Source organism: Candidatus Alistipes pullistercoris (genome assembly GCF_027665465.1).
Lineage (GTDB): Bacteria > Bacteroidota > Bacteroidia > Bacteroidales > Rikenellaceae > Alistipes_A > Alistipes_A hominis.
On the sequence record NZ_JAQDED010000002.1, the window covers coordinates 535,689 to 549,438 of the forward strand.

Here is a 13,750-nt window from a genome sequence, read left to right on the forward strand (position 1 = left end):
ATACAAACAACTGAAATATGGATTCCAATGAATTTTCGAGGCGGGAATTTCTGAAAAGAGTTCTCGCGCTGTCGGCGGCAGCGGCCCTACCGACCATCCTGACGAAAAACACGTTATCGGCGGCCCGGCCCAAACCGCGGATCGTCGGCCCGAACGAACGGGTCAACCTGGCCGTCTGCGGGATCGGCAACCGGGGCGGCGAAATTCTCCGCGAGTTCGCTAAAACGGGCGAGGCCAACATCGTCGCGCTGTGCGACGTAGACATGGGGGCCCCGCACACCGAACAGTCGCTGAAGCAATTCCCGAACGTGCCGCGCTTCCAGGATTTCCGGCAGATGTTCGACAAGATGGGCGACCAGATCGACGCCGTTTCGGTCGGGGTTCCGGACTTCTCGCACTTCCCGATCTGTATGCTGGCGATGTCGCTCGGCAAGCACGTCTATACCGAGAAGCCGATGGCACGCACGTTCTACGAGGTCGAGCTGATGATGAAAGCGGCAAAAAAGTACAAGGTAGTCAACCAGATGGGCAACCAGGGCCACTCCGAAGGGAATTATTTCCAGTTCAAGGCATGGAAAGACGCCGGAATCATCAAGGACGTTACGGCGATCACCGCCCACATGAACGCGCCGCGTCGCTGGCACGGCTGGGATACGAACATCAAAAGTTTCCCTCCGGGACAGCCGGTCCCGCAGACGCTCGACTGGAACACCTGGCTGATGACGGCCCGTTTCCACGATTACAACAAGGACTACGTCAACGGACAATGGCGCTGCTGGTACGATTTCGGCATGGGCGCCCTCGGCGACTGGGGTGCTCACATTCTGGATACCGCCCACCAATTCCTCGAATTGGGACTGCCCTACGAGATCGACCCGGTGCGGATCGACGGGCACAACGACTTCTTCTTCCCGCAGGCCTCGACGCTGGTGTTCAAGTTCGGAGCGCGCGGCAACATGCCGCCGGTGGACGTCACCTGGTACGAAGGACAGAAGAACATCCCGCCAGTGCCGGAAGGCTACGGCGTATCCGAGCTGGATCCGAACATTCCGGCCCCGAGTACCGGGCAAATCCAGCCGGCCAAGTTGAATCCGGGCAAAATCATTTATAGCAAGGAACTGACCTTCAAGGGCGGTTCGCACGGCAGCCTGCTGTCGATCATCCCGGAAGAAAAGGCCAGGGAGATGGCGTCACAGTTACCGGAAGTCCCCCTGAGCTCGTCGAACCACTACAAAAACTTCCTGTTGGCCTGCAAGGGACAGGAACAAGCACGGTCGCCGTTCGACGTCGCCGGGCCGCTTTGCCAAGTGTTCAACCTCGGCGTGCTGGCGCAGCGCCTGAACGCGAAACTGCTGTTCGACCCGAAGAAAAAAGTGATCACCAACAACGAACGGGCCAACAAGCTGCTGAAAGACCTGCCGCCGCGCGAAGGCTGGGAAGAGTTCTACAAACTGTAAAAAATGCCGGACAGATTTTAAAATCTGTCCGGCATTTTTTATTACCGAATCCTACATCCGGCATATAAACGACCAGCCGAAAGAATCAACCGGCTTTGACGTAATCATTCCACGTATTCACATACTCGTTACCGTCCGCATCTACGGATTTGAAAGTACAACTTCTGCGTTTTTCCTGAGCACAGGGAATCTGAACTTCCTCACCGCCATCCCCCTCTGAACCGGCCAATGCTTCGACGTTTTCAAGCAACAGATCATCAGCCTACCTGTCTTTACAATCATACCGCGCAAAAGCTCCTAAAGCCGCTACGGCCAACGCGACCGAACCGGAAAAAATAACTGCTTTTTTCATAGAATCTACATTTAATGAATATCAGGCAATTTAAATCTCACCATTTCGGGTTCGAACGACTCGGGATGCAAATAAAAAGCATACAACCATTCATCGTCCGTATCCGGCTGAATATAACATACCGGTCTGTCCAATAAATATTTATGCACCGGATTCCCATTCCAGTCGCAAAGATATACCTCTTTTACATACCCGGGAGAATAACCGTTTCTCTTTATAGACTTTTCCCGGTCCGAATAATCGATTTTAGGATCGGCACAGTAGATAAACGCATCTGTAACCGATAATTGATACCCCGATTCATGATGATCGACAATTTTATAAGTTCCATCGGTTCGTTGCGTGCATATCGGCAACCGATCGAATAATCTGACCCTGTTCGACACCGTACTATCTCCAAGCGTAAAAATCTCGACAAATTTCGAATTAGAACAGGAATAAACGAACTGTCTGGCCGAAGGCCGTTTGCGCAAGTCTCCGGAATAAATTTGAGATTTATTGTAACAAGTAACCTCGTTACCGCTATCCGGATAGCGAACCCCCAAACTCGACACCCGCTCACTACCGGTATTCAGTAATGTAAACAAATCGTCGCTGTCGCCGAACCCCTGCATCAAATAAGTCGAATCCGTAACCGGTAAAAGATTATAGGCAAAAGATTCTACATAAGGATAATCGACCACGCTCCATGCAGAAAAATCGAATACGTTTTTCAAATTGTTCACGGGTATGACAAACGACTTTCCTCGGGGATTATACGCAACGATCATCAAGACGCTGTCTCGATTCAAAAAATGTATGCTCGAAGCGTTCACCTCGAAAGGCCCGTTCCCTTTTGTCAAAAAAGAACCTATAAATTTCAAACTGTCCTGCGATATCCTGAAAACAGAATAATATTTATCTTTATCCCAATTTTCGAAAATGACATAGTCATCGATAAATATCAAATCGGATTCCGTGAAAATAATCCGGTCCACATTCACAGAAGTCGCCGTCAAGGGGTACTCCAAACCTTGCCACTTTTCTTCGCCCCAGTTTTTTCGCCCTTCGCAACCGCATAGCACACACATCCCGATCAAAATGACCGTTAATTTCCCCATACTAAGAATATATCGGCAACACGACATATCTGGAAATTAGATATGTTTATAATCTTTCCACGTATCAGAATGCGTATTTCCATCCGCATCTTTAGCAGAAAAACTGCATTTACTCTTTTTTTGGGCACTACAAGGAATTTGTACAGGTTCCGACGATTCATCCCCTGCCAATGCTTCAAGATTGGCTTGAAATAACAAATCCATAGATTTACACTGACTCCGATCAATATAAATATATGCTCCTACTACAATGGCCAAAGCCAAACTGATTTTAATAATTCTTTTACTTTTCATCGGTTTTTGATATATATATACATAACACACGTATTCTTTTACACAAAAGAAGTGAAAAATAAATAAAAAAAGAATCGGCAAAAATACCGACCCTTTCGTATGGACTCCGGAATGAATCGATCCCGTCACATCCGGCTGATCCGCGCCACGGGGACAACGTCCATCGGGGCGAACTCGCCGCGCTGGTATTTGAAATACCCGGTGACGGCGATCATCGCCGCGTTGTCGGTCGTAAATTTGAACTCGGGAAGAAACGTATTCCAGCCGCGACGGACGCCCTCCTCGACAATCGCACGGCGCAGGCCCGAATTGGCCGAAACGCCGCCGGCGATCGCGATGTCGCGTATGTCGTAATGCCTGGCCGCCCGTACCAGCTTGTTCAACAGAATCTCGATGATCGTCGATTGCAGCGAAGCGCACAGATCGGCTTTGTTCTCCCCGATAAAATTCGGGTTCTCGCGCATCTCGTCGCGCAGAAAATAGAGGAACGACGTTTTCAGCCCGCTGAAGCTGTAATTGAACCCGTCTACCGACGGCTTCGCGAATTTGAACCGTTTCGGGTTCCCTTCCTTAGCCAGTTTGTCGATTACCGGGCCGCCCGGATACGGCAGTCCCATCACCTTGGCGCATTTGTCGAAAGCTTCCCCGGCGGCATCGTCGATCGTCGTGCCGACGATCTCCATCTCGCCGTAATCCTTCACCAGCACGATCTGCGAATGACCGCCCGACACCAGCAGACACAGGAACGGGAATCGCGGATGCGCCAACTGCCGGTCGGGCAGATCAATGAAATGGGATGAAATGTGCCCTTGCAGGTGATTGACGTCCATCATCGGAATATCCAGCGACAGCGACAGCCCCTTGGCGAACGAAACCCCGACCATCAACGAGCCGAGCAATCCCGGCCCGCGGGTAAAAGCGATCCCGTCCAGATCTTTCAGTTCGATGCCGGCCTCCCTGATCGCCGTATCGACCACCGGAATGATGTTCTGCTGATGCGCCCGCGACGCCAGTTCCGGGATCACGCCGCCGTACTTGCGGTGAACGTCCTGACTGGCAATAACGTTCGACAACAGCGTCCGGCCCCGAATCACCGCGGCGGAAGTATCGTCGCACGAAGATTCGATACCCAAGATCGTAATATCCATTTTGGCTTTATTATTTATAATAAATTTAGTAAACTTGTAGTTCTTTTCAGAGAGACATGCGAAGCGCCGTAACGCAGAGCGGCTCCGATTGAAAACCAACAGAATACCGCACGCAGCTTCCGAATGGGCAAAGTTATAAAAATAATACGATCTTTCGTGTCGGCGGTGATCCTGCTTGTAATATTTTTGCCGGTCGCCGTCACGCTGCTGCTGCACATGCAATCGGTGCAGAACCTGATCGTCGGGCAAGGCCTGAAAATGCTCAGCGAAAAAGCCCAAACCGAGTTCTCGGTCGAAAAGGTGCGTTTCCGGCTGTTCAACCGGCTGTCGCTGGAAGGCCTTTACGTAGAGGACTACCACGGAGACACGCTGTTCTATGCGCGCAACGTCGTCGTCCCGCTGGGCAGTCTGAACGTTTTCACGGGAGCCGTGCGGCTCGGGGACGTCGAACTGGACGGAGTGCGGTTCAACTTGATGCAGGACAGTTCGCGGACGAGCAACCTGAAACAGATCCTGCTGAAATTCAAGAAAGAGAAGAAACAAAAGAAAAAAGGATTTCGGCTGACGGCGTCTTCGGCAACGATCCGGGACATGAATTTCCGCCACCGGAAATTCGACGTCCGCCCGAAAGAGTACGGCGTCAACTTTACGGATCTGGATGTTCGGAATTTCAAACTTCTCGTACGGAACGTATCGGTCGCAGACGACAGCGTGAACCTCGCGATCGACTCGCTGACGCTGCGGGAGCGCTGCGGGCTGCACATCGAAAACCTGTCGACGCGGCATTTCCGGATCTCCGGATCGGGTATGCACTTCGACGATTTCCGGCTAAAGACCGCCGAATCGGACGTACGGATGGCCTATCTCTATTTCGACTACGACACGTGGAAAGGGTATAACGATTTCCTGAATAAAGTGAATATCCGTTCCGAATTTACCGCCTCGACCGTTAGCTTCCAGACCATCGCCTACTTCGCCCAGGGACTGCGCAACTGGCAAACCGTCTTCCGCAATGCTTCGGGACAAGTGGAAGGGCCGGTCTCGAACATGAGAGGGAGCGTGGGGCCGGTCGAAACGAGAAACACGCGGGTCGACGTAAAATTCCGCATGACCGGGCTGCCGGACGTGAACCGCACCCATTTCTCGTTCGACGTGCAGGAACTGCGTACCGAGGCCGCCGACATCGCCGACATTGTGCAGGACATCGCCCGGAAATCGGTCGGAAAGAATTACGCCACGCTCGAAAAAATGGGACGAATCGCATTTACGGGCCATTTCGACGGTCTATTCAGCGACTTCGCAGCCGACGGCCGGCTGCAATGCGAACTGGGAAGCACCGACCTGAAACTGAATATCAAGCCGCTTCAGTCCACGCAACGCGCGACCGGTTTCGACGGGACGCTGAATACGAACGATTTCCGGATCGGCTCGCTGCTCGGCATCCCGAAACTCGACCGCATCGCGCTGAAAGCCGACGTGACAGGACAGCTCGGCAGCGCGCTGCGGATGAAAGCGCAGGCGCAGATTCCGCTGCTCGAATACAACGGATACGCGTACAACGACATCGTCCTGAACGGGGAATTCGAGAACAAGGAGTACACCGGCGCCATCGTCTCGACCGACCCGAACATCGCGTTCGATTTCGATGGCAAACTGAACTTCAACGATTCGCTGCCGGCCTACAATTTCAATCTGGCCCTGCATAACGCCGACCTGTACAAACTGAATTTCAACCGGCGGGACACGGTTTCGGTGGTGCGGGGCAATCTGACGGCGCAAGGCTCGGGCATAGGGCTCGACGAGTTGAACGGCACGATCGAGATCGACGACATGACCTACATCAACCACATCGACACCGTCAAAACCGGACGGATCCGTATGCTGGCCGACAACCACGGCAACCGGAAACTGCTGGGTTTCTATTCGTCGTTCGCCGATGCGGAACTGAAAGGCAGGCTCAGCTACAACAAAATGTTTTCTTACTTCAAAAACACGCTGATATCCTACCTTCCGTCCATCTCGGAACACGACGGGCAGGAGCGGGAAACGATTCCGCCGGCCGACGGGGCTTCCAGCATCGACAACTACTACCTGCTGAACGTCAATGTAAAAGAAGCCAACAACGTGGCGGGCATCTTCATTCCTGGCCTGCAAGTCGCCCAGGGAACCACGCTGGCCTTTCTGTTCAACCCCGAAAGCGACGTCTTCTCGCTGACGCTGAACTCGGAACTCATCGAGAACGAACAGTTCTTCGTCTCGAACCTGAAGGCGTCCGCCCGTAACCAGGGCGACTCGATCTCGATGTTCGTAACGGCGAACGACCTGCTGGCCAAAAACCTGTACATGCCCAACTTTTCGGTCATCGGCGGGGCCAAAGAGAACCGGGTCAACCTGGCCATGCGGTTCAACAACACCGCAAACGGCACCTACGCGATGCTCAGCACCACTTCCGCGCTGTCGGTCAATCCGGAAACGGGCGTTCCGCAGATCAAAATCAACTTTTATCCTTCCACGCTCACGACCGGCAACCAGACCTGGCGAATCGGCGCCCGGCAGATCGTCTACGACTCCACGCGGGTCGTCGTAGACAACTTCCGGATCGAAAACGGCCCGCAACGCCTCTCGGTCAACGGCACGGCCTCCCGCAGTAACCAGGACACCCTTCGGCTGAGCCTGCAACACTTCGACCTGAAGCCGTTGTCGCAGATCACTTCGAGCCGGGGCTACCTGTTCGAAGGATACACCAACGGCTCTGCAGACCTGATCGCTGCATACGGCGAAGGAGTGCTGAACGCAGACATCGATTTCGACAGCATCCGCGTCAACCAAATCCCGTGGCGAGACACGAAGTTCAACTGCCTCTGGGATTTTCAGTCGAAACGGGCCCGTTTCAGGCTGTCCGACCGCAAACTGGGCGACAACATCGTGGCCGGTTTCTACTCCCCGACCGAACGCCGTTACGGCGCGGAAATGAACATCCGGAAAATCGACATGGCACTGCTCGCTCCGGTGCTGAAAGGCGTGCTGCGCGAAACGCAGGGAGAGGCCAGCGCCCGGCTGACGCTGAGCAGCAGAAACCTCCAACCCGTTCTGAACGGCGCCATCCGCGTCGAACGTTTCGAAACGACGGTCGATTATACGAACGTTCCCTACGCCCTGACCGGCGGCACGATCGACGTAGCCGACAACGTGATGACCCTGCAGCCGGCCGAACTGACCGATCCCCGGGGAAACCGCGCCGGATTCGACATGAAATTCGACTTCCGGAACCTGCGCAATCTGGCCTACGACATACACGTGCGGCCGCAGAACACGCTCGTACTGCAAACGACCGAACAGCAGAACGACCTTTTCTACGGAACGATCTTCGCGTCGGGCAACGCCACGATCCAAGGCAATAAAAACGGCGTCAACATGAACATCGTCGCGACGACCGCCGACAACTCGCATTTTTACATGCCCCTGGGCAACAGCGCGGATATCTCCGCCGCCGACTTCATCGTCTTCGAAGACCCGCGTCAAAAAGCCATCCGGGACAGTCTGGAAAAAGCGAACAGCACGAACCGGTTGCGGCAGGCCCTCGCGCGCAGGATGCGCCGGATGGACAGCCTGCCGTCGAACATGGACATCAAGATGGCGCTGAACGTCAAGCCGAACGTCGAAATGCAACTAACCCTCGACCAAGCCGGCGACAACCTGCTCAAAGGACGCGGCAACGGCACGATCAACCTACACGTCAATCCGCGGAACAAAGATTTCACGATCTACGGCGACTACGACATCACGGACGGCAGCTACCGTTTTTCGCTGAAGAATTTCGCTACGCGCACGTTTGCCATCGAAGACGGCAGCCACATCCAGTGGACGGGCGATCCGGTCAACGCGCTGGTCGACATCACGGCCGTCTACAAGCTGAAGGCCTCGCTGGCCCCGCTGCTCGGGGCCGGGGAGCAGAACTCTCGGCGCAACGTCCCGGTGGACTGCATCATCCGGCTGTCCGAACGGCTGACGCAACCGGCTATCACGTTCGATGTGACCGTCCCGAACGCCGACCCGGAAACCCAAAGCGTTATCCTGAACTCGATGAATACGCAGGAGATGATGTCGACCCAATTCCTGTGGCTGCTGGCCACGCAGAGTTTCTATGCCGACAATTCGTACACGAACCAGAACCTGAACATCGGCGCCATGGGCGCGACCGTGACCGGCATCGACTTCCTGTCGAACCAATTGAGCAGCCTGCTCTCGACCGACCGTTTCCGACTGGCGCCGAAATACCGCCCGAAAAGCGAGGAAACTTCGGACGAATTCGGCACCGAATTTTACGGGGAACTGATCAAAGACAAGCTGATCGTCGAAGGCGACGTCAGTTACGACACCGGCAACGGCGTACAGATGAACAAGCGTACCGCCAACAGCCTGACGGGCGACGTAACGCTGAGCCTGCTGCTCGACGAGGCCGGTAATTTCAAGGTCAAGGCCTTCACGCGCACGATCGACCGGTTCGACGAGAACCAGGGCCTTCAGGAAAGCGGGATCGGCATCTCGTACCGGCAAAGCTTCGACACGTTCGCCGATCTGATCCGCAACATGCGCAACCGGATCGAGCGGATCCGCGAACGAAAAGCTTTGAAAAGACAACAGAAATCGAAAAAAAACGCTTCTGCGGAACCGGCCGGCGAATCCGGAAAGTAGCGGCCATCCCGCGAAACGTTTCCGGAGCGGACGGAATTAATCCCAAAAAGCGATCTGCTGGTAGTAAGGATTGATGTGCAGGTGATACAGACCGGGCCGGGAAGCGTAATGCTCCGAAAGACTCCGGTTTCCGAATGCGACTCCTCCGAAAAAGAACAGCAGCATACCGGCCAGCAGCAGCGATACGCGGCGTTCCGTCCGGCGACGCGCCCCGATGCGGCCGAACAACGGAACGACCTTCTCCCAACACAACCCGACGATCGCGGCGGCATAGCCTATGAAAAGCACCGTTTTCAGAATCGTCGATTCGAAAAGCACTCCCGAAAAAGCGAAAACGGCGGCTATATACAATGCCGTCCCGAGAAAATAGACACGCAACACGCCTTCGGCCGCTCGTTCCGACAGTCTCGAACGCAAGAAAGTCAGCAGCACCGGAAAGAGCGCGAAACAGGCCGCCAACAACACGTCGAACAACAGCCCCGACACGAATGCCTGACCCCAATCGAAGGCGGACATCTCCGTCCACACGTCGCGGTTGTAAAATAGAAAAAACGGCTTCTGCACGGCGAATACCAGCACATAAGCGACCCAGACCGCTGCCGAAAATACGATATTGCGCTTTGCTTCCATAATCATCGGTTCAAAGGTAGAAAAGCGCGCACGGACGGAAAGGTCTTTTGGGAATCAAACTTGTCCCGAAACTCCGAATCGCATTTCCCCGAAACCTCATATATAATACAAATTCCGTACCATCCGTGTCATAAATCCGACCGAAACCGCCCCCGGAGACATTGTTAAAAAATTAAAAAAAGCCTTTGATTTCACGACAATACTCCGTTACTTTGCACCGGAGGGAATGATAAATCCGGGCGTATGGTCGACTATCTGAATCACGTAATCCTGCAGCAATTCAAAAACTGGATGCTTCCGATCGCCATGATCGTAGGCGGCGTATTCTATCCGTTCGTCTCGTCGCTCTCTTTCCTGACCCCCTACCTGATTTTCCTGATGTTGCTGGTGCCCTATTGCAAGCTGTCGTTCGACGACATGCGCATCACGCGGCTGCACGTGATCCTGCTGGGGATTCAGATACTCGGGAGTCTCGCGCTGTTCGGGATCATCGCGCTGTTCGATCCGCTGCTGGCCCAGGGCACTTTCATCTGCGTGATGGCTCCGACCGCCACTTCGGCGGCCGTAATCACCGGTATGCTCGGCGGAAACATCGCCGTGCTGGCGACTTACACGCTGCTGAGCAACCTGACGGTCGCCACGCTATCGCCGCTGGTCTTCTCGCTGATCGGCTCGCAGACCGCGCTGCCGTTCTTCGAGTCGTTCGGGATCGTCTGCCGGCAAATGATCCCGCTGCTGATCCTGCCGTTCGTAATCGCCGTGCTGCTGAAACGCTTCGCGCCCCGCATACACCGGCAACTGCGCGAACGCCAGCAGATCTCGTTCTACCTGTGGGCCGTAGCGCTGACCATCGTGATGGGCAACACGGTCGCCTTTCTCATGAAACAGGATGCGTCGAACTATGTCAATGAAATCTGGATGGCGCTGCTGGCGCTCGCAGTCTGCTGCGCCCAGTTCCTGGCCGGACGCCGCATCGGACGCCGCTATCGCAACAAGATCGCCGGCGCACAGGGCCTCGGACAGAAGAATACGATCCTGGCGATCTGGATGGCACAGACTTACCTGACGCCGATCGCTTCGGTCGGCCCGGCCGCATATGTCATCTGGCAGAACCTCATCAATTCGTACCAGCTCTGGGCTAAACGGCACCGGGAGCAAGGACTTCCGAAAAAAGAGCCGGTCAAAACCCCGATCGGTCTACCGGGCACACCGGTAATACACCCCCAGCGGTAACGCCTTGCCGAACGGATCGGTGAAATAGAGTTCGCCGAACTGCTCCGCAGAGCACGCCCCGACCAACTGACGCACCGCGCTGCGGGCCAGCAACGCCGACAACCCCATCGAATAGAGATTCAACACCAGAAAGCCGTTCTGCGGTTCGAGCAACTCCCCGCACAGCGAAAGCATTTCGTTGATATGTTCTTCGAGCACCCACTTTTCCCCGTCCGCGCCGCGCCCGTAAGCCGGCGGATCGAGAACGATGCCGTGGTAGGTTTTGCCTCGCTTCACTTCGCGGCGCACGAATTTCAGCGCATCGTCGACGATCCAGCGGACGCCGTCCAACCCGGACGCCTCCATGTTCTCGCGCGCCCACCCGACCACCGGTTTCACCGAATCGACATGCGTCACCTCGGCTCCGGCCGCCCGCGCGGCCAGCGAGGCTCCGCCGGTATAGGCGAACAAGTTCAGTACCCGCGCCCCAGTCCCGACGCGCCGCACCTGCCGGTATATATAATCCCAATTTTCGGCCTGTTCGGGAAAAATTCCCACATGTTTGAACGACGTGAGCCCGAGCCGCATCCGCAACCGCATCGCTTCGCCGCCATATTCGACGAACCACTGTCCCGGCATCCCCGGTTTGCACACCCACTCGCCGCGATCTTCGCTGCGCCTGTCCTTGCGGAACACGGCGTCGGCGCGCTGCCGCCATTCGGCATCGCTCAGCGAACGGTTCCACAACGCCTGCGGCTCCGGCCGGGCCACTACGTAGCGGCCGAAACGCTCCAGTTTTTCGAAATTTCCGCTGTCGAGCAACTCGTAATCGTTCCAGCAGGCAGGAGTCAGCAAATCGGATTTCAGCATAATTTTCGGATTATTCGGTTCGGTTGCAGCAGACAACGCTCATCTCGCAACGCTTGCAGTCAAACATCAGTTCATAACGGTTACGCCCGGTTTCGATAAAAAGCCGGCCGCGGTAATCCGGACGTTCGCACAGGCACTGCCCGATCTCGCGGCGCAGGCAGTAACGCATCCGCATCACCCGCACGCCGTCGAAACGGTCGTTCAGATCGTATCCCGCTTCGACGGTCTCGACGCCGTGTTCGCGGTAAAAACGTTCGGCCAGCGGATTGGTCACGTTGTCCGCGCCCGTCAGCGCCGTTTGCGGGAAAACGGCCTGCCGGTTCTCCGGCCGGCGAACCGGTCCCGGATATGCGGCGCTCCGGTTTCCGTCCAACTTTTCGATGCATGTCCGACGCAGGGCATTCAACACGGCGACCGGCACGAAACGCGGCTCGTCGCAACGAATCTCTACGCCGGAAACCGCATAGATCGTGTCCCCCGTCTTCGAAATCTGCATCCGTATCGTCTCTTCGGCCTGCGACGGGTTGTGCGCTGCGGCAAAATCGCCGTCGACGGAGCACCCGGCCGACACCCGGCCGTCGTCCAACGTCAGCGCCAACCGTTGCGGCCCGACCGACACGCATGCCGCAACCTGAATCCGCCGCCGCGTCCGGGCCCGGTTCAGAGCCGCGACGAACCGGCGGTCGTAATTACGGAACAAAGCGGTTCCCGCCCGGATACCGCCCGGACGGTTCAAAAAAATCCGGTCGCCTTCCACACGGTTGACACGGGTTCCGACCAGACCGCCGTCCGGCCCCGCAAAGCAAACGCCGTCGCCCGCCGCCAGCATCCCGAGACCGGCGCCTTCCACAAAATACCGCGCAACGCGGGTCGCCTTCCCGACCGGCTCGCCGAACGATTTGGGCGTATCGAACGACGCCGCGCCGCGCGACGCGCCGTTTATATAGTAAGAAGTCGCGCCGCGCGAAAAACTCTTCCGGGGGTCGGGCGAAAAATCCAGCGCGCTCACCCCCTGCGACGCCCTCCGCAAGTCGCTGCGTCCGGCGATCAGTCCGTCCAGCCGGTTGCGATACCAGCCGACGACATTACGCACATAGTTGATATCCTTCAACCGTCCTTCGATCTTGAACGACGAAACGCCCGCGTTCGCCATGTCGTCCAGATGCTGCGAAAGATTCAGGTCGCGCAGCGACAGCAGGTGCTTCCCGCTCATCAGCCGCTTTCCGTTTTCGTCCACCAAATCGTACGGCAGCCGGCACGCCTGCAAGCAGGCTCCGCGGTTGCCGCTGCGCGGCGACATCGAACGGCTCAGGTAGCACTGCCCGCTGTATGCGACGCAAATCGCCCCGTGCACGAACGTCTCGATCCCGGTGTCCGGAACCGCGTCGGCAATCCCGCGTATCTCCGCCAGGGTCGCAGCGCGCTCGAGAATGATCCTCGAAAAACCGGCGTCGCTCCAAAACCGCGCCCGGTCGGGAGTCATCGTACACATCTGCGTCGAGGCGTGCAACTCGACCGGCGGAAGATCCATCCGCAGAAAAGCCGTATCCTGCACGATCAGCGCATCGGCGCCCGCGCGGCATACTTCGCGGGCGATGCGTTCGGCCTCGCGCAGTTCGTCGGCAAAAACCAACGTATTCATCGTCACGAACACCCGCACGCCGAAACGGTGCGCATAGTCGCACAACCGCGCGATGTCGCCGACCGAAACGGCCGCATCGACCCGCGCGCCGAAACCGGGCGCACCGACGTACAGCGCGTCGGCGCCGCAATCGACGGCGGCGCATCCGTATTCGTAATTTTTGGCCGGAGCCAGCAGTTCGATCGTTCTCATCGCTTTTGGACGGATATTTGCCGCAAAGGTAACAAACAATCGGAATTTTGCCGCCGCCCCGGCCGCGTACGAATACACCGAATATTTTTACGCGAATTCTATAAGGGGCATTTCCAATAGTATCAATAACAGTTAAATACACAACAATATGAGTTACA

At 56.1% G+C, this 13,750-nt stretch carries 9 protein-coding genes; 3 read left to right on the top strand and 6 right to left on the bottom strand.

The annotated features are described in order from the left end of the window. Positions 1-17: 17 nt before the first annotated feature. Entirely contained in the window at positions 18-1,457 is a 1,440-nt protein-coding gene (locus tag PGR91_RS05535; protein ID WP_118656451.1) for a Gfo/Idh/MocA family oxidoreductase, read from the top strand. Positions 1,458-1,820: 363 nt separating this feature from the next. On the opposite strand, the gene PGR91_RS05540 is transcribed toward PGR91_RS05535, so the two are convergent. The 3 genes from PGR91_RS05540 to tsaD all read right to left on the bottom strand — a co-directional run bounded on the left by PGR91_RS05540 (position 1,821) and on the right by tsaD (position 4,351). After that, positions 1,821-2,909, bottom strand: coding sequence for a BF3164 family lipoprotein (locus tag PGR91_RS05540; protein ID WP_182424236.1), 1,089 nt, complete (start codon positions 2,907-2,909; stop codon positions 1,821-1,823). Between the two features lie 36 nt (positions 2,910-2,945). Beyond that, on the bottom strand, positions 2,946-3,203 hold the full coding sequence (locus PGR91_RS05545) for an NVEALA domain-containing protein (protein ID WP_147387392.1): 258 nt from the start codon (positions 3,201-3,203) through the stop codon (positions 2,946-2,948). A 125-nt stretch (positions 3,204-3,328) separates the two neighbouring features. Beyond that, positions 3,329-4,351 (bottom strand): tRNA (adenosine(37)-N6)-threonylcarbamoyltransferase complex transferase subunit TsaD, encoded by a 1,023-nt coding sequence (gene tsaD, locus PGR91_RS05550; protein ID WP_118656455.1) that lies wholly within the window; start codon positions 4,349-4,351, stop codon positions 3,329-3,331. 156 nt (positions 4,352-4,507) lie between these two features. Between tsaD and PGR91_RS05555 the strand changes: the two genes are divergently transcribed. Then, on the top strand, positions 4,508-9,046 hold the full coding sequence (locus PGR91_RS05555) for a translocation/assembly module TamB domain-containing protein (protein WP_259336729.1): 4,539 nt from the start codon (positions 4,508-4,510) through the stop codon (positions 9,044-9,046). Positions 9,047-9,082: 36 nt separating this feature from the next. Here the strand turns inward: PGR91_RS05555 and PGR91_RS05560 are convergent, their stop codons facing one another. Next, on the bottom strand, positions 9,083-9,676 hold the full coding sequence (locus tag PGR91_RS05560; protein ID WP_055202100.1) for a hypothetical protein: 594 nt from the start codon (positions 9,674-9,676) through the stop codon (positions 9,083-9,085). Positions 9,677-9,919: 243 nt separating this feature from the next. On the opposite strand from PGR91_RS05560, the gene PGR91_RS05565 reads away from it, so the two are divergent. Beyond that, complete coding sequence (locus tag PGR91_RS05565; protein ID WP_259335521.1) at positions 9,920-10,909, top strand: bile acid:sodium symporter family protein; 990 nt, start codon at positions 9,920-9,922, stop codon at positions 10,907-10,909. Here the strand turns inward: PGR91_RS05565 and PGR91_RS05570 are convergent. Next, the gene (locus PGR91_RS05570; protein WP_118457648.1) at positions 10,874-11,758 is read right to left on the bottom strand and encodes a class I SAM-dependent methyltransferase; all 885 of its coding nucleotides are present in this window, start codon (positions 11,756-11,758) and stop codon (positions 10,874-10,876) included. The two genes, PGR91_RS05565 and PGR91_RS05570, sit on opposite strands and share 36 nt — an antisense overlap. A 10-nt stretch (positions 11,759-11,768) precedes the next feature. Further along, complete coding sequence (locus PGR91_RS05575; protein WP_118656459.1) at positions 11,769-13,592, bottom strand: peptidase U32 family protein; 1,824 nt, start codon at positions 13,590-13,592, stop codon at positions 11,769-11,771. Positions 13,593-13,750 lie beyond the last annotated feature (158 nt).